Raw genomic sequence first — 21,608 nt, forward strand, 5'->3', positions numbered from 1 at the left:
AACGCTTCAGCGGCAGTTAAGGTGAATTCTCCACCCCACTTCCCCGGGCCGTTGAACAAACCACTGCACGTGGACAAGCCAGTGAGTTAAACATTACAAATTCTAATTCAGTTAAATCATCCTAAAGGTATAATATGAAAAAACGAACTCTTTTCGTTGGAATGCTATTGCTATCTGCAATAATGTTCAGAATTATTTGCGGTATTTTTGTTGTTCAGCCGATGGGTGCTATACCGGAGGGTGTTTCTATTGTTTATTTTAGATTTGGGTTAAACATGCCTTTCATTGCATCCGCTGATGGTATTTTAGATGAATTTGGCGCTGGAGTTTCGTTGCTTGGGCGTGGGCTTGTTTTCCCTATGTGTCAGGATAGTTGTCTGAACCAGTGATTAAACGAAAAATTTTCAGATTTGGCTATTCTGAAACCCTTTATTTGTGGTCTACTGGCGGAAAAATGTTTCAACGTGAAACAAAAGAATAACCCATAACCATTATTACATCGAACAGCTTGGGGCGGACTTTGTCCGACACACCCCAAGCCCCCTCCCTTTGGTCGGCTACCCTTGAATACAACTGTTGTTAAGGAGAATATTTATGAAAAAGACTTTATTATTTGTTCCTCTGGTAATGTGCTTCATTTTTCCATCTTGAATTTTCGCAGCATCTATTCAAAAAGCAGAAATGCTCAAAGAACATGGTCTAAAACATGAAGCCAAAAAAGAATTAATTGATTTATTATTTGAAAAATCTAATAGCGACAGCAAAACAAGCAATACTCGTAAAAGATAGGATTAGTGAGCCTGCAGAGATAGTGTGATCAAGGTGTCTGAGTAAAATTCAATGCCGGCAACGGTAAAGTCTTCCTTGCTTTTAAAATAATTATAAAAGGATCCTTTTGGCACCCCGACTTCATCCACAATGGCCTTGATTTCGGTGCCATTGTACCCGTAGTGTGAAAACAGACGTAACCCGATTTCAATAAGCCGGGTTCTGATTTTATTTTTATGGATCGTTTTCTTCATAGGTGAAAAAAATATGACCGGTCGTGTCAATCGTAAATGGGACAGGTTGAAATAATTTTTTTCCGGTTTGCCCAGATTCTGTATATTTTCGGCAATTTTGTCGTTCAGGGTTTCTATGACGGCTTTTAAATTTTGCCTATTGCGAAAAACGGTGATATGAATTTTAAATCCAGGCTGGGATGATACTCGAATTGGAGGTTACCCCTCCTTTTTATACCTGGGTTCCTTTCTTTGGATATGGTCCCAGAGCTTTTTTTGATAAATCGCTTCTTTGAAGGCAGAAAACCAAGAGGTATGTTGATGAAGACAAAAAAAATAAATCTCACCGCCTTGTTTTTTGGGGTTGTGACATTGCTATGCTGCAGCATTTCCCCGGCCCGTGCCGATATTCAAAAATACCGCCAGGATTTGAAACAAGCGGTTAGAACCCTGCCTGAAGCCTCAATTGTTCTTCATGACAAGCTGTTTGACACAGGGCAAGTGTTTGAAACAGTGGGTGTTTTTTCCGAGGCCAGACGGGCCTATCAATACCTGGATCTTATCTGGGACAAGTATCCGCCGACTGACAATGGGCGGCATCAACTTTTAAAAAAGAAAATTGCCGCTCTGAAAAAAAAACAAGATACCCCCCTGGCCGGTGCCTTCACCCTTATAAAGGAAGATGCTTTAGGTCTTTATCAAGAGGTCTACCACCCCGGGCAGCGGCTTGAGTGCCGTATTACCCGCAAGCAGCCGGGCGGTGTCTGGCTGCACCTTGTTCCGATCACCCCCTCTTTGGATGAACAAGAGAAAAACCGTCAAACAACCTTGCCTGTCCTCTATCCTACCCCGGCACTTGATAATACCCTTCAGGTTCAACTGCCCGATGTGCCGGCAGAATATATGTTGAATGTTTATGACAGCAGGGGTCTTTTCTTGACCCAAAAAAATATTTCCATACAAAAGCCGGTTGGATGGGCGGGAAAACTCAAGGTGGAAACCCGGGGGTATCCGGGACTGGGGGGGACGGCCATCGCCCCGGGCTACGAGTTTAATGGGGTTATTCACAACTCCCAGGCATGGCTCACCGGTGTAAAAGGAAAACGTCCCTGGGTGGGGCTGTTCAGAAAAGAGACCCCTGATGATTCTAAAAAACATATAACCTATTGGTACATAAATCAAAAAGAAGAATTTACCCGGGTAAAGTATCGGATAAAAGAACCCGGAGAATATCAATTGCGCATTTTCAGCGAGGACAGCAAAGATCAACACCTTTTGCTGAAGGTCGACCTCATGGTCGGCAACCCTCAACCCGTAAAATTGGTAAAAGGATTTAGCACCTCTGGTTCCTTTCTGGTTTTTGATAAAAAACAGCGGATCGAAATTGCAGGCAGTGGCCTTGGACTTGATGTCGCCCAAAAGCCGGATTTTCATTGTCTTGTGGTGCCATCATGGTTTGCGCCCAAAGATATCAGGCACGGGTTAAACCATGCCCTTTCGGAAAGGCATAAATTCTTAGGCAGACCCAACCTCAGGGTGGACCTGCCACAGACAGGGGGCAGTTACGATATCCTATATTATCCCCATTGGCGATCCCTTAAATCGCAGGCACCTGCCAAAAAACTGGCCGTGGTCCAGATTAAAGGAAAAGATTATGTTAAACTTGTATTGCCCCAGACAAATTACTTGCCAGGGGCGAATATTCGTGCAGGCATCCATGTGGGTGGCGACCCAGGAGATCTGAATGCCTTTCTTCTGCCTGGAGAACATCTGCAGGTTAATACACATAAAGCCAAATATGTCAGGAACAAACGGTATGCCGTTTCCCTAAATAAAAACGCGTATACCGATGGCAGCGGCTGGTTTGATATCACCGCCCCCTTGACCCCTGGTCACTACTTTCTCACAGTCTACAATAGAGCTCAGCTTTGCGCAGCCCTTCCTTTGACCATTGTCGCAAAAGAACAAGCCGGAGCCCTCATCCAGGTGGCACAAGGGCCCTACCAGACTCAAATGCCCTTTAAATATAAAGTCTTTCAACCGGTTGACGGGATTCCAGAGTACGGGATCGCCAGGTTCATTAAAGATGAGAAAGAGGTGCTGAAACAAAATCTTTACAAGCAGTACATGGATTATCCAGGGAGTATCAAGGCCCCTGAAGAAGCCGGCACCTACCAGATACTCTTTTTTGTCAAGGGCGATGAACAACCAAAGGCCCAGACCAGTGTCACTTTTTTTGATAAAGCAAAGATGGTCCGGCCAAAGACTGACCCTGACGCATCTTCCATCAGCCCTGAAGCGGTTGCCGCTTTTGGGAACAAGGATCGGCTTGAAGATTCAGATTTTGCTCAATTTAATCTGTTTGCCTCCCGGTTTGTACCGGGACAGGAGATGCTGATTAATTATTCAATTCCTCAAACCCTGCCGGCCTGCCTTGTCCTTCTCCCTAAAGGGCCGGCGCCGTCATCACTTGCCCGGGCCCTCAAACAGGCCCTGACGGTGAAGAAACTGGATTCTCACAAAGATATTATTACCCTGACCGCACCGGAACCCGGCAGTTACCGGCTCTATGTTTATGATACCCTTCAATGGACCAAGGCTGGCCCTCCAAGCCTGATCACCCAGATGGAATTCACGGTACAGGATGTTTACCACACAAAAATAATCACACCTGAGCCTGCCTTTGCCAAAGGGAATCTTGTGCTCACGGCAAACACAGATCCTGAGCCTGGATTTTCCCGAATTTTTAAAGATGTGTATCTTTATTCCGAGGATATCAATACCGTTCACAACCGCCCAGGTTCATTGGCCAAAGCCAGGTTTAAAAAAATCAAAGAAAATGTGTTTCAAGCCATTCTTTCATTGGATGTTGAACCCGGCAATTATCAGTTGGTTATGGGTGGTTTTAAGACAGCATATCCCATCCGGCTGACCTCCCCCCCAACACTGAGCCCCAAAGCAGAGGTCCATGTGACGGATTCAAACATCATCCCCAATGGGCTTACAACAATACAGCTTCATCCGTCTTCAACCTGGAACGATCCTCTGACCTGGGCCCTGGCCGGGGAAGATGACCAGGGAAATATTGGGTTTATCCATGGGCCGGAAATCATCAAATCGACCCAGGGAAGGGTCATACAAACCACTTTAACCGCACCGACAAGACCCGGTGAATACCATGTTTGTTTCTGGGAGGGTACGGGCAAAGAAGATTTTTTTGACCTTCCGGCATCGGCAGTTCGCCGTACCGTGAATGTTCGCCTTGATAAAAGATACCTGGCCGTTCATCAGCCAGAAGTTGAGCTTCAGGCCTATTTTGCACAGAACAAGGCCTTGTATGCCGGTATGCACACAACAGGCCGTTTCACGGCCTCCATTGCCTATGACCCAAGTGCCTGGATCGGTATCCTGCCCAAAGCCGTTGATCTGAAAAATACAGATTCAGCTGCCGCAAGAAAAGCGGCCATCGCATTGATTAATCTGGGTGGTAAAGACAGGGGAACTTTTTCTCTGCGCATGCCGGAAACACCTGGCAGATACCAGCTTTGCATGTACGACAATGCCAAAAACGGCCGTTTGATGCTCCACCGCACCATCATCCTGGACCTTCCGGATATGGAGCATCTTGAACAGGTAGCCAATGAACAGGCAGACGCCTTCCTCGAGGCCCTGCCGGATTATGATGAGGATATAAAGGCCATTGAAAAGATACATCAGGATCAGTATGAAAAAAATCTTGAGGTGCCGAGTTTGACGCCGATTTCAGTTCCCCCTGAACTTTTAAAACAGCTTGAAGGCAGAAGCGATTCGGCAAAGCGCACCATACTTTCTCAGTACATTCTTGCCATAATTTCTCCATCCTCAGCCTGTGCCGCAGGCAAGGAAAAAAAAGATTGCGAGACCGATATCGATTTGGCCCTTGAAAACATGCGCAAGGTGAACATTAACTTTGGAGACGGGGTTGATTTAAGGCGTGTGGTCGGCGAGCTGGCCACCAAAATGGCAACAGACCTGGTTATGGGTCAGAAACACGTGGCCCAGGCAAAAGCCTATTATGACAAAACCCAAGGGTACTACGACAAGGCCATGAAACTCAAATCCAATGTTGAAAAAAATGGCTGGGAAGAGGGGGTCAAAGGGGCACTCTGGGATAGCACACAGGCCATGCTCAAGACCTGTGTGACCGGAGACTGCCTGTCCAGGCTGGGCAAAAAAGCCATCGAACACAAGCTCAAAAGTTATAATCCCCTGAAAATGACCCCGGATCAGCAGGCGGCCTGGAAAAAGGAGTACACCCGGATGGTGGTTCTTCTGGACGACAATGATCTCAAAGAATTGCAAAAAAAGACCGCAAAGTTTGCTGATCTTGCAGGACAGCTCAGTGTGCCGAATCCAGATGCCAAAGCCCTTGAAATGGCCCGGGCAGCTGCCATCAACACCATGAAAGGTGCCACCATGGCCATGGTGACTAAAATTCCAGGATGGTCTGCTGTGAAAGCCTATTATGAAACCCTCAACGTCCTGAGAGGTGGGCTTATTAACGCCGAAACCGTTGATTTTATGGATGAATACAGAAAACTGAGAGCCGAAGGCGGCACCATCTCCCAGGTGAATGATATTTTGAGCGGCAGGGGGGCTAACTATTTAAGAACCTCACTGCGCAACCGAATCGAAGCCAACCCAAAAGGATACAAAGAATTTTTAACCCCTGAAAACAGGCGCCTGGCCATAAAGGGGCTGCCCATCAAGTTAGATGCACAGGAAATTGACGATACCGTCATGGGCCATCTGGAAAAATGGTACCAGAAAGAGAAAAAAGACAAGGGCCAGGATAAATTCTACAAGGAGATGAAAGATGCCTGGTACAATAGTAAATGTAAGTTTGATTCTTATATGACCCAGGTAAAGGGCAAAAGTTTTTTTGATACGGTCAAGGAAGGCTCCAGTCACCTTTATGACAAAGCATCGGGGCTGGCCTCAGGCAAACAGACCTATTCATCGATGACATGTGCCCGAAAAGCCCTTGCCTTTAAAAGTTATCTGGACCTGAGAGCCCAGGTGCTTCAGCAGATGGCCAGCTGGCAGGGCAAAGACGGTGCATGCCAGATTGGAAAAATAGAAAACCAGCGGCTGCAGGACCAGCTGGTCTGTGAAGCCTTGATAAACCCGGGGTCCTATAAACAAATCATGGCCGCCAATGCAAAGGCCTGCGGTGCACTGCCCAAACCCCTGCCCCCCAAGAGCACTCCCAAGGTAAAGGAATTGTCTAAAAAGGCCACACGGGCCATAGAAGTGTTGTTAAAGAGAAGCGGGAACATCAAGGTATTAAAATGCCTGTGCAACCGTTATTCGATCATGGGCTCAGGCTGTTCCTATCATCCTGAGCCGACCAAGGGACGCAGCCCCTCATGCGACAACCCGGGTCCTCCCTGCATGCAGGGCAACTGGGGCTGTGGGCGACGTGACATGGCTTCGGACAGCTATAGTCTTCAGGTCTGCCAGGTGGGAAAAGCAATCCGTGAATTCAAGCGCAAAGACAATAAAGGCTATCAAAAGTGGTTAGAGCAACGTAAAAAATATATGGCCAAATAAAGACGCAGGTGAATTTATAAAATTCTATTAATGAAAAAGAGGGGGCTGTGGCGGTTCAAAAAACAGAAAAGATAAGTGCCCGGTTACACGGAAAAACGCTGCGTATGCCGGTTTGCAGGCTGGCAGCCGGAATGGGCTTGGCAGTTTTCGCCGGTGCAGCTGCCGGATGGGGCAGGTATTGGTATGGGTATTTTGTATTGGGCCAGGGAACCCTTGCTGGGTTGTTCGTTCCCTGGGCGGCAGGGATTTTATGTCCAAGCACTTTAACGCCTGGAAAAACCATGAAAAAACCCGATTCCATGACCCAGGTTCTGATTTTTTTTGCCTGTTTCATGATTGCCCAGGCCATTGGATTCGGCCTGGCCCAGCCATGGTTTGAGCCTCTGGGCTGGCTGGGCCGGGTGATCCAGAACGATACCAAAGAGTCGATCTGGGGGATCACCCTTCTTGGAGGCGCGGTTGCAAAAAATTTTCAACTGGGGGTGAACGGGGTTTTCTGGATTTTTTTAAACCTGTTCGACCTTTTTTTCATGGTGTTTTTCCTGCTTGTGGGTGTTAACAGTCAGCCCGAGGACAACCAATGATTAAATATGGCCGAATCCTGACCTTTTTTGCGGCTTTGGGATTGCTGGGGCTGGGCGTCTTTGTCCTGGATGCAAAAAAAGAATTGAATCTGGCGTATAAAGCCTATGAATACCGGGATATGGACCAGGCCATGCGTCATGCCAGACGGACGCGTTTTGCCATGGGAAATGATAAAAAAATTATGGCAAAGGCCCTGAAACTGCAATATGCCATTGCCGTCCGGCTTGGCCATCCTGAAAAAGCAATCTCTCTTCTGGGTGAGGCCATCCAGCTTGAGCCAGACTGCGGTCTGTGTTATCTGCGAAGGGGAGATCTGGCCTACACGCAGAAAAATTATACGGCCGCCCTTGATGATTTTAAAAAAGGATTTGAAAATTCAGGCCCCTTGAAGCCTGCGACCGAATCCTATTATTATGCCCGCCGGGGACTGTCTTGCCTGGCCGTTGGCGAGAATAAAAACGCAGAGGCAGATTCCCGAAAGGCCCTGGCATCTGATCCGGGATCGGCTTTGGCCTTTTTCCTGGAATCAAAGGTGCGGGACAGGTTTGGTGACATTGACGGGGCTTATGGGAATGCCCTGAAAGCCTATGGTCTTGGCCGGAATAGCCCCGGTTTTTTTTCTTCTCAGGAAGGAGACTTCTGGTTACGATACTATGGGGATATTTCGATCCGGTATAAAGCGGCACACAGGCATGATCTGTGACCTCATTATTTTACGAAATCGTTGAGGGCTTGAAAGCCGGTGAATTTTTACTTTGTCCTATTGCCATATCCTTAGGGGGATATGCTGTGTCTCTTGACAAAGACCAATGCCTTGAGCTAATAACCCGCATAGTGATAATACTCAATTTAGCAAGATGCGATAGAGCCCAGGCATTTTGCACACGTTCTGTGCTGAAAATGGCTGACAAAGGTCCGAAATTAAGGAATTGCCTTAAGTAATACAGGAGGTTCGATTTATGTTGAAAAAGTGTTTTTTGCTGTTAATTATTTCCTGCCTGGCCATACCTGTATCAGCATCAGAGCGGCGAAAACCTGTTTCAATAGAAGGCAAAAAACTATTGCCCCTTCGGGTTCTGGCCCGGCCGTTTTCTCATATCTATAATGGGAAAGATGCGGATGGCGGTACAGTGAAAGAAAATGTCCCGGCGTTTCAGCCATATTATGTCTACGCACGGCCAAGCGCTGAAGATATAGAGCTTCAGGACGGCTGGTATGAAGTGGGGGCAGACAACCGGGGCAATGTTCTGGGATGGATGCAGGCCAAGGACGTGTTCGAGTGGAAGCAGACCATGTGTCTGGCCTATACCCACCCGGAGGGACGCAAGCCGGTTCTCATGTTTGCCCGGCGCGATCCCCTGGCAGAGCTTTCTCAAAAAGATACACCCACCCGCCTGGCAGAGGTGGGCAAGATCTACAATGCCTTGGAAACACAACAGATACCAGAGGACTTTCCCATCCGGTCGGTGGAACCTAAGCAGGCCGTGGATATTGCCACCCAGTTTTATCTTTTGCCGATTCTGTCTTTTGAAGAAGTGGAGATAGAGGGGCGCGAAGGCAGGCTCGTTCAGCTGGCGGCTGCAACGGCCGGGGGGCCGGATGCCAGACAATCAACAGATATCCGTCATAACAAGGGCTATCTGGATGAGGCCAATCAGGAGGCAGCCGGGGTTGATGCCGGGGTCTTAAAGGCGATGAAGATGGACGTGGTCTTTGTGTCTGATACCACGGTTTCCATGCGTCCCTATATTCAGGCGACTTTGGATGTCATCCGGCAGGTCGCCCGGGACCTTGGCTCTGACAAGGCCACAGCCCAAAGCCTCCGGTTCGGGGTATGGGGATACCGGGATCCTGTGGACCAGATCCCGGGTATCGGCTATACGACCTTTAACTATACCCCGGCCCTTTTGCCTGCAAATGAGTTTGTTCAGGCCCTTTCCAAGGTCGATGTGACCCAGGTGGACAGCGATGATTATGCTGAAGATGTGTTCAGCGGGATCAATGATGCCATTACCCAGACCGCATGGACCGAGGGTGCTGTAAGGATCATCGTTCTTTTAGGGGATGCGCCCGGCCACGAACCGGGACACAAGTACAATGCATCGGGCCAATCCACCCAGACCCTGAGGGCCATTTCCGATGATGCGTCCATCTATGTGTATGCCATGCATGTCAAAGCGCCCAGGGCCAGAAAGTATCATGAAGCGGCTGAGATGCAGTTCATGGAGCTGAGTGCCAACCCCGGTATGCAGGGAAAAAATGCGTATTTTTCCATGAACTCTGAAAATATTGACGGGTTTAAACAAATTGCCTCGGACATTACCTATGCCCTGACGAGCATGCTCAGTACTGTCAAACAGGGGGACATGGGGAACGGGTTCAGTGCACCGGGCGGCCAGGGGACAGTTTTAAGTGAAGAGGCCATGCTCAGTCAACCTCCGGTTGCTGGGACATCTGAAACACCGGCCGCTGGAGCCAAAACAGAAGCCAGCACCGGGGTGGTGTCCCCGGCAGGGGACAATGATGCCCTGGAATTAAGCGTGGAGCCCAGCGCCCAGGACCTGGCCTTTCAAATGGTAAAAGCTGCCATGGTGGAGTGGGTGGGTAAACAAAGCGGCGCCAAAGCCCCCAGGGATATTGTGGCCTGGGCCATGGACAAGGACCTGATGGAGCCTGATATTCAGGCCATGGAAGTCAGGCTTCTGATCAACAAGCGTCAGCTGGATTCCTTGAATACCATTTTAAAAGAAGTCATGGCAGCGGGGCGCAGGGGGCAGATCGGCGGAGAGGATTTTTTCAGTGCCCTCCAGGCCACATCTGCCGCCGCTTCCCGTGATCCCAATCTGATCAAGAACGCAAAAATCATGTCAGATACCGGCCTGATTCCTGAATTTCTTTCAGGTCTGCCCTACAAGAGCCGTCTGATGAGCATGAACAATGATTTGTGGATGAGTTGGTCCGTGGATGAACAGGATGAATTTTTAAATGAACTGGAAGCCAAGATACAGGCATATCAGTCCATCCATGACAGGCCTGAAGGCTGGGTCGCCCTTAGCCCGGAAGATGATCCGGATGAACATGTATACCCTGTAAGCCTGGAGCTGCTTCCCTGAGCAAGATGATTTCAAAAAAAGGGGATGCCCTTCACCTGGGTCAATTAATGCATACACGCATCCAGGCCGGGGTGCGTTTTCAGTTGATTGTGCCGCAAATGGACCTGGATTCCGGACAGTTTGCAGCTGTGGTCGGTCCCAGCGGGTGCGGCAAATCTACTCTTCTGGACATCCTGGGCCTGGTGCTCAAACCCGAAAAAATAGGGTCCTTCAGCATTGGCGGCAAAAAAGATCCCATGGATTTAACCTGTTTGAGCCAGGCCAACCAGGCGACTGTTCGCAGCCGGGATCTTGGCTATGTGCTGCAGACCGGGGGGCTTTTGCCCTTCCTAAGCGTTCGTCAGAATATTGCCCTGCCCCTGCGACTGAATCGGCAGAATGATCCGATCCAGGTTGAAACCATGGCCCGGATTCTAGGCATAGAGGGGCAACTGGATAAACGTCCAAGTTTTCTTTCTGGCGGCCAGCGGCAGCGGGTGGCCATTGCCAGGGCCCTGGTCCATAAACCCAGAATTGTCCTGGCTGATGAACCCACGGCTGCTGTGGACGAACTGACCGCCGTGGAGATCCGGGACCAGTTCCGGGAACTGAGTCATAAATTCGGCACCACCACCATCATGGTCACCCATGACAGGTCTCTGCTCAGGGACCAAGTGGACCGGGTATTCGGCTTTAAGGTGGTGCGAAAATCCCAGGAATTAACAACCTCCACACTGGAGGAACTTGACAGACTATGAACCGGCAGCGATCAGCCGGCCTGGTTCCAGGGCTGGCATTGGCAGACCTCAAGCACGAATGGATACTCAGCATCTGTCTTTTTCTTGCCGTTGCTGCCGTGGTCGGTCCGCTTTTGCTGCTGTTCGGCCTGAAAAACGGCACCATGGAGACCTTGCGGTCCCGCCTTCTCCAGGATCCGCGCAACAGGGAAATCCGCCCCATGGTCAGCCGGTCATTTACCCCGCAGTGGCTGAATGCACTCAAGGATGATCCAAAGGTATTGTTTTTAGTGCCCACCACCCGCAGTATTTCCGCCAGTGTGGAGCTTAAATCCAATACGGATAAATTGATCCTGGAAGCCCGGCCCAGTGCCGTGGGCGATCCTCTTTTGATAGAGAACAAGGCCGCCCCACCGGGGGACGGTCAATGTGTCCTGTCGGCTGAGGCGGCCCGCAAACTTGGGGCCGGGGCCGGGGATGAGATTGAACTTTCAGTCAAGCGTTTGAAAGGCAGCCGGTTTGAACTGGGCCGGACGCCCCTGACTGTATCGGGAGTTCTGGATCCAAGGGCCACCACCCGGGATGTGGTTTATTTTTCCCTGGGGCTTTTGGAAAATATAGAAGGGTTTAAAGACGGTCAGGCCGTACCCGCTTTAGGCTGGAAGGGCGCAGTCCCCCTGGCCCAGCCTGTGTTTGACGGTGTGGTCCTGGGGCTGGATATGCCCATGGATCCCGTACTCAAGGTCCGGCTGACTTCGGGCACTGGTTTGAGCCGGTTGGAGGAGTTAAAAAAAGATCAGCACCTTCACCGCCTGGGTTACCAGGTCAACCATAAAAAATATCTGTATCTGATCACAACCACCCGGGCCCTGGGCCGGGAAATGTTAACCACGGTCAACCACCGCCTGCGGGGGAAGAATGCCCTGGTGCTGCCCTGGGTGGCGCCGGTAGAGATTGAACTGGATCAGGATAAAAAACTTTTTGTTCTGGCATTGCCCCAGGCAGAAGGGGTGAATGCCCCCTGGGACAAAGACCTGGCCATGGGGCCTGCCTGGCGGCAGATCATTCTGCCCCGGGACATCCTGTTAAAACCCGGCAGCCAGCTGACCTGCCCGGGAAAATCTTCTCTCAGCCTGAGGGTTACCCCCTTGGATGGGATGTTTTCTAACAGCCAATATGCGCAGGTCCCGCCTGAACTTGCCGGAATCCTGAACTTAAGCCGCCGGCGTGAGATACACTGGCTTCCCGAAAAAGACCGGTTTATTTTAAAACGAAGGGGGTATGCCGCTTTCAGGCTTTATGCCAAGACCCTGGACCAGGTAGAACCCCTGAAACTGGAACTGGAAGCCCAGGGTATACCCGTCCATACCGAGGCCGATCGGATCCGGGATCTCAAGGAGCTGGACACGCACCTGGGATTGATTTTCTGGCTCATTGCCCTGGGCGGAGTTCTGGGGGGAGCAGGATCTTTGACTGCCAGCTTGTATGCCTCGGTGGAGCGCAAAAGAAGGGACCTGGGGGTCATGGCGCTTATCGGTTTTGGAAGGGGCGGGCTTTTGTGTTTCCCCCTGTTCCAGGCCCTTTTCTTATGCTTGGGGGGATTAGGTCTGGCCTTTGTCTTCTATGGGGGAATGGCAGGGTTGATCAACCAGCTTTTTTCCTCTCAACTGGCAGCAGGCGAACGGTTTTGCCGGCTGAATCTTGTCCACCTGGTTTCTGCGGTATCCGGGGTGATGCTTCTTGGACAAACTGCCGCTGCACTGGCTGCCTGGCGGGTCATCACCATTGACCCGGCCGAGGCCCTGAGGGATGAATAATGGCAAGAGTTTGCTTACCACATATTTGGGTTCTTATACTGGCCTTTTTTCTGGCCGTTCCGGTCTATGCCGATAAAACACCTGACAACCCGCGCCCGGCCGATGGTGATGTGATCATCCCTTTGCCTGATAACCGCCAGATGGTTTTCAGGCCGGTTTTTCTGGGGCTGGGAGGCGCACCTTTTGCCCAGCGCAGCTTTCGCATGGGTGATCCGGACGGTGGATTTAAGGAACATCCCACAGGGGTGAGCCTCAGCGGTTCTTTTCTGGGTGAGGGGAAATTCGGCAAGGACTGGCTGTATTACATGGCCAAATATGAGGTGAATCAAGGTCAATGGGCTGCTGTCAACGGACTGCCGGCGCCGGACCGGAAAACAGCAGACACACCCATCACCAACATTACATGGTTTGAGGCCCAGCAGTTTTTAGACAAACTAAACCAATGGCTGTTTGCCAATGCCCTGGATAAACTGCCCACATCAGGCGGCAGCAAGGGGTTTGTCCGTCTGCCCCTTGAAGCGGAGTGGGAGTTTGCCGCCCGGGGGGGGGCCCAGGTATCGGCAGATGTCTTTGATCGCAGGACGCCTTACCAACAGCGGCTGAGCAGCTGCGAGTGGTTTGCCGGGCCCAAATCCAGCCACGGTAAACTAAAGGCCGTGGGCCGCTTAAATCCCAACCCCCTGGGCTTGTACGATATGCTGGGCAATGTTGCTGAAATGACCTGGGGCCTTTATATGATCGAGTATTACCAGGGCCGGCCCGGCGGTTTTGTTGCCAGAGGCGGGCATTATCTGTCTTCGGAGAAAAGGCTGCGATCCAGTTTGCGCACTGAAGAACCATTTTATATTGCCAGGGGCAGTGCCCCACCCACACCCAACAAAAAAGCGACCTTGGGCATGCGGCCTGTTCTGGCGGCCGTGGTCTTTGGAGACCGCAATACAGCTCAGACCTATGCCGAGGCCTGGGACATCTATCGAAACGGTACCGGGGCCGACACCCCTGCAGCTGTGAGCACAGCACCCACCAGTCAAAAGACCCGGGTCAGCATTGATCAGGCCGGTCAGTATCTGGCCCGGCTGGAAGAGATGGCCGCTGATAATCCTGGAATGCAGCAGGAGCTGGGCAGGCTCAAAAGTGTCATGGCTGATGTGCAGTTCATCCAGGCCAAGGCGGATGGTGAAACCGCCTATGCCTGGTTTAAAATCGCCGCTGAAAGGGGATTTTTTGTTTACCTGGAAAGTAAAAAACTGCCCATGGTACACAAGCTGATAGAAGCGGCAAAGGCAGGCAAACGGGAAGCCATGATAGAAAAATTGACCACCCGCCGGGCTGAAATTGAAGCCAACATCCGCCAGTCCATGGAGAACTACTCTATTTCCCTGCGCCAGCTTGAGACCCTGGACCAGGAGGCCCGGCAAACCGGCGAGACCCGGTACCTTCAATTTCTTCTGGAAAACAATGCGGCACAACAGGTCCGGGCAGCCAAACTGGTGGCAGCTCATCTGCAGACCTTGGTAAAAACGAAACGCACGGCCATTGAAGACTGGCTAAATGAGTTGAGCACCCTAGGGTTATAAGGAGGTTTTCTTGAAAAAAAATTGGAAGCTGGTGTTAATCAGTGCGGCATTTGTCCTTTTGTACCTGGTGCCAGGGTATGCCCTTGAGCAGGGCATACCCATGGACGGGTTAAGCCTGACCGATATCCCTTTTTTTGAATTTGATACAGCGGAAAAGACAGGGTCTGGAAAATTTGAGTTGAAACTGCCTGTGACCATTGAAACTCAGGGCCTCTGGGGGCCTTTGCCCCAAGAGCATCCTGTGGCCGCCTATTTTTGGGAAAAATACAAAGAAACGGGCATGAAACGAGAAATTGAATACAACCCCAATGCGGATAAATATTATAAAACCCCGTTTCTTCGCCTGACAGCCATCCAGTCTGTGGGGACCCCCGTAAAGATAAAACTTGTCGCCCCACTGCCCGAGGAGATCACAATGCCCCTGTCCGGGGCAGGCGGGTTAGCCGGCAATATAAGATACCAGGCCATTAAACGCATTTGCCATATGCGAATCACCAACGACCAGGGGGACGTTACCCTTGATAAGGACAGAGAAAAGATCAGCCTGGTTGAAAACAAGGATACCATGGAGATCAGCTGGATCCCTTCCATTGTTGAAGACAAACGCGGCCCGGATCTGACCGCTCCTGTGGTGATCGAAATAAGCCTGCTCTACAAAATCAAAAGAGAAATGATTGTTGACGGCAAAATCAATGACGGATGGAACCGGGAGGGATGGATAGAACGTCGGGTGGCTTGGCTTGCCCTGCCCATCTGCGGCCAGGAGTTTGGCGAGCATTATGAGCCCCTTGGCTGTCCTGGCACCATTGACCCGGGACCGTCATGGAAGGAATACAGCCTGGGACCAATCAGCCTCCAGGTCCCGGATACCTGGGAGAGCAAGATCCGCAAGGGAAGCGGCAGGTTCGAAGTGGGGCTCAGACTGGCAGAAATAACTGTTGTCAGGGAAAAGGGCGGTGAAAAACAATTAAAATATATGACCGGAGTGACAAAAAAAGAGATAGAGATCAGTGGGCTGGATGCGGTGGAATATTCAGGTCTGGGTAAAGGCGGAAAAGCCAAGACCCGGCTGATTCTGTTTGAGGACACCCCCTCGGACGGGAAGCCGCTGGGCATTTTAACGGTTCTCGAAGATGAGAAATATGGGGATATTTTAGACGCCTCTCTAAATTCTTTGAAAATAGACAGCGGCAAATCAGATCCGCCGGACAGATCTGCCGGACCTGTTCCCGCTATACCCGAACTTTCGGATCTTGGCAGCGGAACCTACAGCTATTCACCCGCGGGTATTCCCCAAAAGGAGTATGCCAAGGCAGACCCGCCAGTCTCCTCTTCGGGGACCCAGGATGTGGTCACCCCGGAGGGACCACCCCCTGAAAATACTTTGGGGACTGCATCCACGGGCAGTGTAAAGGCCAGGATCAAGTTGAAAAAGGTAAAGGGTTTTGGTGATTTTGTGGGCCGGAATGAAAGGTTCCAGGGAGACGGTTCCCCGGACAGCCAGCTCAGGCTGGAGATTGAGGCCCCGGATAAAACGATTGCCAGCCTCGTGGTCAGACAGGCCGGGACCCCAAATGCCATATGGGATACCATCCCGGAAAACAGGGTCTGGCTTGTGGCAGTGACTAAAAAAAATAAACCCATTAACCTGACAGACGGGTCTTTGGGATATACCCTGGGCAAGAAAGAAGAAAAACTGGACCTCTGGCTCCAGGACAATCACACCATTGCCGCGGGAAAAGAACAATTGGAGCTTGTCATAAGATTTGACAATAATGAATCTCTTATCCTTCCCATGGAAAGATAAGGCCAATAAAAAAGGAGTATGAATATGTCTGGTATGTGTCGTTTTATTGCCGGGGTTCTCATCTTGGCGATGTGTTTGATGGGATGCACCACCACCGGTACCACCACAGACGGTCAGAGAACCCGGAACGAGGGGACTGCTGTTGGTGCCGGTACCGGTGCGGTTCTGGGTGGACTTATTGGTGCACTGGTCGGGGGGGACTCTAAAGGCGCCTTGATCGGCGCTGCTATCGGGGCAGCAGCCGGCGGTGTCGCCGGATATTCCTATGGCGATCATGTGGCCTCCAAAAAGGCCGAATACGCCAAGGAAGAAGACTGGCTGGATGAGTGTATCGCCAGTGCCCGCAAGATCAACCAGGAGACCCTGGCATACAATAACGAAATTCGCAATGATATTGCCCAGCTGGATGTCGAGACCCGTAAACTCAAGCAGCAGTACGCGGCCAAACAGGCAAGTAAAGACACCTTGCTGGCCGAGAAAAAGAATATCGATGAGACCATAAAATTAACAGACGAGAAGCTGGCCCGGGCAAAGTTTGAGCTGGATTCCCAGAAACAGGCCCTGGCCCAGGTAGGCCAGAAGGGCTCAGTAGACCAGTCCAAAGCCCTGGACGCTGAGATTGCAAAGCTTTCGACCCTGATCTCCGAACTGGAACAGTATAGCGAGAACCTGGCCAGCCTGTCCGGACGGATGGCTGTTTAACACGGGAGGTATTGATCATGACTATCATTATTCGCATTTTTGGTGCCCTGATTATACTCTTGAATCTTGGGGCCTGCGTTTCAACCGAGACCGATCCCCGCAAAGGCGGTTTGTTCAGCTACAATCCCACGGCCTATGAAAAACGAATTGAACAAAGAAAAGCAAGCCTTTCCCAAACCGAGGCCGTTACTGAGCAGGCCAAACACGAGCAGCGGCAGCTGGAGGCCAGCAAGCAGGAAAAACAGTCCCGCCAGGAGGTATTGAAACAAGAACTCACGACGCTTTACGCCAAAAGCGGTAAATTACAAAATCAGCTGGACCAGGCCAAAGCCGCCAATGCCGCACAGGAAAAGGAGTTGAAACGCTTGAAAAATGAGGTGGCCGATCTACAATCCAATACCATAAAAACCAATAACTCCAGTGCCTCTGATTCGGCCAAGCAGGCTGAAATTGACCGTTTACAAAAGCGTATGGATAAACTTCTGAAAGAGGCCGAAGCCTTAAGCGCCTTGTAGACAGATGAGGCTTGTATCCATATTTGTTTTTGGGTTGCTTTTGTGGCCGGGGCTGCACATCCCGGCCCATGCCGGCAATATGGCCTGGACCAACAACCAGGCCATGTTGACTTTTTTTGAGGCCGTGACCAAAATCAAGAAACATGCCCTTGATTCGCCCGGTCCGGGACGGATTGCCACCGAAGCCATAAAGGCATATATGAAGCAATCTGATCCCTATGGTGACTATTTATCTCCGGCAGAATACCGGCAGTGGAAGCTATCCCAGAATTTTCGCTACCATGGTGTCGGCATGGACATTATCCAGCGGGACAACCTTTTTTATTGTCTGCCAAGGCCGAAAAGTCAGGCTCAGGCCGGGGGCATAAGACAGGGGGACAAACTGGTGGCTGTGGATGGTCAACCGGTTGCCGGCAGATCCATTCATTGGGTGGCAGGCGCCATCCGGGGAGAGGAGAATACCCGGGTAAAGTTGACGGTGACTCGTAACCGCAGTCAGTTGTTGGTGGCTATTGAACGACGCCCCCTCCAGGACCGGTCAATCTGGTTAAGCCGGGCAGGCGGACTTGATATTCTTCGTATCAGCCATTTTACACCCCAAAGCTTACCTGAAATAAAAGCGGTGTTGGATACGCTTGATCAAAGCAGGCAACTGGTGCTGGACCTGCGTAATAATTCAGGAGGCGATCTCTTTGCCGCCGTGGATATTGCTGGCCTGTTTCTGGCCCCGGGCACCAAGATTCTCACCGTGGAAACCAATACGGGTAAGATAAGCTATACCGCCAGGGGCCGTATCTGGACCGGCAAAAAACTTGGCATATGGCAAAACAGATTTACCGCCTCTGCCTCGGAAGTGTTGATCGCCGGCCTGACTGCCAACAATACGGCCCAGAATTTTGGGTCTATAACCTACGGAAAAGCCTTGACACAGAAGGTCATGGAGTTATCCGACGGGTCTGCACTCATCATCAGCAGGGGCCGGTTATCCGGTCCAAAAGGCTATAGCTGGCAAAACAAGGGGCTCAAGCCCAAGGTTGAAATCCAAGACTCTGATAAGGCCTGGGTCCGTATCACCCAGGAAAAATTAAAATAAAAAAGAAAGTTCGGCCCAATTTTGTTTATTTTATTTCATCTGAGGTCTTTAATTCATCCGGGCGGCCAGAAAACCGTCTATCATCAAAAAATCAGTTCCAATAATCGACTGCCGGGATTTGGGAATCGGAAAAGTCGTAAACCAAATCTGGAATTAAATTGGAAATAGAAGGTTTTGGCGGATCATGGTTACGGATATCCCAAAGTCCAAGATGGCGCAATATTGTTTCGATAATGTCAAGTTCTTCGATAAAACTGATGATGTACATCTGCCCCCAGCATTTCGGGCAGATCAGCGGGTCCACTTCATAAATCTTCTGAATCAGACGTGCCCAGTTCTGCCGGGATTCTTTGGATGTCATCTCATTTGGCATAACAGCAGGAATGCTATCATCCATCCCTGCCTTTTTCCTCATACCCCGGGATTTGTTCGAATAATGACCGTAATAACGGACGGTATGCTCATATCGGCCGGGAATATGCGTCGTAAGTCTGGCCAGCCAGTCCAGTGCGTTGAAAACTTTTCGGGATTTCCGATCCTTTGATCTATATATGACCTTGGCAGTACCGTCATGGGAATCTTTTGCCGGGATATAGCCCATACGTTCCTGGGAAAAACAGGCGCGGATAATGTAACGGGAAAGATTACCGAGACCTACCTGGTCATACCCTGAAGGGCAGAAACTCGGAAAAGATCCTGTTACCGATATAGACATGGAAACCTGAATGGCGCCATGAAAGCATATTCTCAATGATGGCATCCGTTATTTTACACTCTTTTTTAAGCATTTTGAGACCCTCATACTGAAAGATGCCTTCCAGGTCTTCCAGCATGAACCCAGGAACCATTTGAAAATCCCCATCTTTAAAAAAACAGCCATCGGAAACAATGGCATGCAGATGGGGATTGAAATTTAAAAAATCTCCGTAGGCCTGAACTGCAATACTGGAGCCGGGGACTGCACTGTCATCAGAAGCGTATGATTTTAAATAGGCTTTGATAACCTTCCAGGCACATATGGAAAATTTTGCCAACAGTTTTCTGTCGAAGAGGAAGTAAATCCTTAACCGCTTGGGAATACTGAATACCCACTGCCGCTGGGGTACATTCTTGAGCACATTAGAGAGCAGCCACTCACCGTATTCAATGACTCTTTTCTGGTGGCAGGAAGGACAGAACTGACTGCGTTTGCAGGAGAATGTCAGGAGGTATTCGTGGCCGCATTCCTCACACCGGGCCTGGCAAAACCCATATAAAAATCCCCGCAGTCCAGGTATTTAAAAATTACGGTCATAACGTATGTTCGCCAGAATCCCAGGCGGGATGCGTACATGCCGTCCCATGCCCGTTCCAGTTCTTCAAAAGGATTTTCAACACACTGATAATATGCGCTTGCCTTAGGGTTACGCGGCTGATAAACATCTAAATTGTATGTTGTTACTTGGGCCATGGCGAAACCGTTAATGGTGGTAAAATCTTTAAACATACCAAAAGAAAATCAGAATTTGTGTGCAGGATGGAGACAAAACGTTTATTGAAAATATACAACACTTGTTGCATAAAGCAAACACAAAGAAAATAAAAAACTGAATAGCAAACCAAAACATGCTGACGGACAAGCCGCAGATGTTTGCGGTTTTTGGGGGGGCACGCCGCTGCGCGGCGTGAACAAACAACTGGGTTCATCGCTGGGTGTCAGAATGGTTGAAGCCCAGTCCGGCACTGCCCGTCAGTTCAAGCATAGCCTGGCACAAATCCGGTCAATTGTGGAATGCTCCTTGACAATCTGTCGGCATGGCGTTATTTTACGTTGCACAGTAATTTAAAATAAGAAAGTGGTTAATTCAAAAATTGAAATAAAAATATGAACAGAGATCTGCAAGGCCAATATATCAATATATCGACAGTTGGAGAAAAGGCTCAAGCATTCGTTCCAGCCCCGTTGCCACCGGCACCTCCCATTGAATGGTCATCCGAACTCAGGGAAAAATTTGACCAGGCTCTGTTAGCCCTTGGCCGCTTGGACAGTGTCTCAGTACTGCTTCCAGATACATCGCTTTTCCTTTATATGTATGTGCGCAAGGAAGCAGTGCTCTCGTCTATGATCGAGGGCACTCAATCATCACTCTCAGACCTCCTAATGTTTGAATTCGAACATCAACCCGGAGTTCCTTTAGATGATGTGCAAGAGGTAAGCAACTATGTAGCCGCTCTTAATCATGGTCTCATACGACTTGGAGAGGATTTTCCTCTTTCGCTCAGGTTGCTGAAAGAGATTCATAGTGTATTGCTATCGAAAGGCCGTGGCAAAGAATGTGATCCTGGTGAGTTTCGAAGAAGTCAAAACTGGATTGGTGGAAGTCGCCCCGGTAATGCCGCTTTTGTACCACCACCACCTGAATATCTTCAAGAATGTATGGGGAAGCTGGAACTGTTTCTACATGATCTGCCGGAAAAAACTCCGGTGTTGATCAAAGCGGCATTGGCACATGTCCAGTTTGAAACCATCCATCCGTTTCTTGATGGTAATGGTCGTCTCGGCCGCTTGATCATTACTCTATTGCTATGCTCTGAAAAAGTTCTCAAGGAACCGATGCTGTATCTCAGCCTCTATTTCAAAACATACAGAAAACGTTATTATGAACTTTTGAACGAAGTACGGCTGACCGGTGACTGGGAGGCTTGGCTCGATTTCTTTGCCGATGCCGTTATTCATACAGCAACAAAGGCCGTTGAAGCCGCTCAGCAACTGATGAAACTGTCTGCTGAAGATGGGCTGCGCATTAACGGACTGAAACGTATATCCGGTTCGGCCCATCTCGTTCATAGGGCAATGCTCGAGCGCCCAATGGCTTCACCGAATTGGGTCCAGGAAAAAACGCAACTTGCACCGGCTACAGTTAATGCCTGCCTGCGTGAACTTGAACAGCTTGGTATAGTGAAAGAAATAACCGGCCAGAAGCGTAATCGCCTTTATTCTTATGCAGAGTATATCCGGATCATGAGCGAAGGGACCGAATTACCCCGTTAAGTGGGTCCAGATGGGTCGACCAGATGTCCCAGATGGGGTCGGACCGAGCAAATCCTTTC

17 protein-coding genes and 2 pseudogenes are annotated in these 21,608 nt (G+C 50.1%); 13 read left to right on the forward strand and 6 right to left on the reverse strand.

What is annotated here, in order from left to right:
• Positions 1-134 precede the first annotated feature (134 nt).
• Entirely contained in the window at positions 135-389 is a 255-nt protein-coding gene (locus tag B9A32_RS16755; protein ID WP_084071118.1) for a hypothetical protein, read from the forward strand.
• A 402-nt stretch (positions 390-791) separates the two neighbouring features.
• Here the strand turns inward: B9A32_RS16755 and B9A32_RS16760 are convergent, their stop codons facing one another.
• The gene (locus B9A32_RS16760) at positions 792-1,022 is read right to left on the reverse strand and encodes a TetR/AcrR family transcriptional regulator (protein WP_084071119.1); all 231 of its coding nucleotides are present in this window, start codon (positions 1,020-1,022) and stop codon (positions 792-794) included.
• Positions 1,023-1,322: 300 nt separating this feature from the next.
• Between B9A32_RS16760 and B9A32_RS16765 the strand changes: the two genes are divergently transcribed.
• The 11 genes from B9A32_RS16765 (at position 1,323) to B9A32_RS16815 (ending at position 18,518) form a co-directional block, all read left to right on the forward strand.
• Positions 1,323-6,593, forward strand: coding sequence for a hypothetical protein (locus B9A32_RS16765; protein WP_084071120.1), 5,271 nt, complete (start codon positions 1,323-1,325; stop codon positions 6,591-6,593).
• Positions 6,594-6,874: 281 nt separating this feature from the next.
• Positions 6,875-7,177 carry a hypothetical protein gene (locus tag B9A32_RS21165; protein WP_139795873.1) on the forward strand — a complete coding sequence of 101 codons (303 nt, stop codon included), beginning with the start codon at positions 6,875-6,877 and terminating at the stop codon, positions 7,175-7,177.
• Positions 7,174-7,881 carry a tetratricopeptide repeat protein gene (locus B9A32_RS16775; RefSeq protein ID WP_084071122.1) on the forward strand — a complete coding sequence of 236 codons (708 nt, stop codon included), beginning with the start codon at positions 7,174-7,176 and terminating at the stop codon, positions 7,879-7,881. The genes B9A32_RS21165 and B9A32_RS16775 overlap by 4 nt, the downstream gene beginning before the upstream one ends.
• 256 nt (positions 7,882-8,137) lie before the next feature.
• Positions 8,138-10,291 carry a vWA domain-containing protein gene (locus B9A32_RS16780; RefSeq protein WP_084071123.1) on the forward strand — a complete coding sequence of 718 codons (2,154 nt, stop codon included), beginning with the start codon at positions 8,138-8,140 and terminating at the stop codon, positions 10,289-10,291.
• Positions 10,292-10,296: 5 nt separating this feature from the next.
• Positions 10,297-11,028, forward strand: coding sequence for an ABC transporter ATP-binding protein (locus B9A32_RS16785; RefSeq protein ID WP_084071124.1), 732 nt, complete (start codon positions 10,297-10,299; stop codon positions 11,026-11,028).
• Complete coding sequence (locus tag B9A32_RS16790; protein ID WP_084071125.1) at positions 11,025-12,824, forward strand: ABC transporter permease; 1,800 nt, start codon at positions 11,025-11,027, stop codon at positions 12,822-12,824. The genes B9A32_RS16785 and B9A32_RS16790 overlap by 4 nt, the downstream gene beginning before the upstream one ends.
• Positions 12,824-14,401 (forward strand): SUMF1/EgtB/PvdO family nonheme iron enzyme, encoded by a 1,578-nt coding sequence (locus tag B9A32_RS16795; protein WP_084071126.1) that lies wholly within the window; start codon positions 12,824-12,826, stop codon positions 14,399-14,401. The genes B9A32_RS16790 and B9A32_RS16795 overlap by 1 nt, the downstream gene beginning before the upstream one ends.
• Before the next feature lie 10 nt (positions 14,402-14,411).
• Positions 14,412-16,208 (forward strand): hypothetical protein, encoded by a 1,797-nt coding sequence (locus B9A32_RS16800; protein WP_084071127.1) that lies wholly within the window; start codon positions 14,412-14,414, stop codon positions 16,206-16,208.
• A 24-nt stretch (positions 16,209-16,232) separates the two neighbouring features.
• Positions 16,233-16,910, forward strand: coding sequence for a glycine zipper domain-containing protein (locus B9A32_RS16805; protein WP_170923878.1), 678 nt, complete (start codon positions 16,233-16,235; stop codon positions 16,908-16,910).
• A gap of 17 nt (positions 16,911-16,927) precedes the next feature.
• A complete protein-coding gene (locus B9A32_RS16810; protein ID WP_084071129.1) occupies positions 16,928-17,425 on the forward strand; it encodes a hypothetical protein in 498 nt (165 codons plus the stop codon).
• A gap of 4 nt (positions 17,426-17,429) precedes the next feature.
• A complete protein-coding gene (locus B9A32_RS16815; RefSeq protein WP_084071130.1) occupies positions 17,430-18,518 on the forward strand; it encodes a S41 family peptidase in 1,089 nt (362 codons plus the stop codon).
• 91 nt (positions 18,519-18,609) lie between these two features.
• On the opposite strand, the gene B9A32_RS22195 is transcribed toward B9A32_RS16815, so the two are convergent.
• From B9A32_RS22195 to B9A32_RS22215, 5 genes and pseudogenes are all read right to left on the reverse strand, one after another.
• On the reverse strand, positions 18,610-18,915 hold the full coding sequence (locus B9A32_RS22195; protein WP_232367212.1) for a hypothetical protein: 306 nt from the start codon (positions 18,913-18,915) through the stop codon (positions 18,610-18,612).
• A gap of 39 nt (positions 18,916-18,954) precedes the next feature.
• Positions 18,955-19,278: pseudogene (locus B9A32_RS22410) on the reverse strand (transposase); the annotation flags it as partial.
• Positions 19,181-19,552: a transposase gene (locus B9A32_RS22205; RefSeq protein ID WP_232367210.1), complete on the reverse strand. Its 372-nt coding sequence runs from the start codon at positions 19,550-19,552 to the stop codon at positions 19,181-19,183. The gene B9A32_RS22205 and the pseudogene B9A32_RS22410, both read right to left, overlap by 98 nt.
• Before the next feature lie 102 nt (positions 19,553-19,654).
• Positions 19,655-19,723, reverse strand: a pseudogene (locus B9A32_RS22210) (hypothetical protein); the annotation flags it as partial.
• Positions 19,720-20,004, reverse strand: a complete 285-nt coding sequence (locus tag B9A32_RS22215) for a transposase zinc-binding domain-containing protein (RefSeq protein ID WP_232367211.1) — start codon at positions 20,002-20,004, stop codon at positions 19,720-19,722. The pseudogene B9A32_RS22210 and the gene B9A32_RS22215, both read right to left, overlap by 4 nt.
• A 378-nt stretch (positions 20,005-20,382) precedes the next feature.
• Between B9A32_RS22215 and B9A32_RS16825 the strand changes: the two genes are divergently transcribed.
• The gene (locus tag B9A32_RS16825; protein WP_084071131.1) at positions 20,383-21,549 is read left to right on the forward strand and encodes a Fic family protein; all 1,167 of its coding nucleotides are present in this window, start codon (positions 20,383-20,385) and stop codon (positions 21,547-21,549) included.
• Positions 21,550-21,608 lie beyond the last annotated feature (59 nt).

Source organism: Desulfocicer vacuolatum DSM 3385 (genome assembly GCF_900176365.1).
In the GTDB taxonomy this organism is placed as follows: domain Bacteria; phylum Desulfobacterota; class Desulfobacteria; order Desulfobacterales; family Desulfobacteraceae; genus Desulfocicer; species Desulfocicer vacuolatum.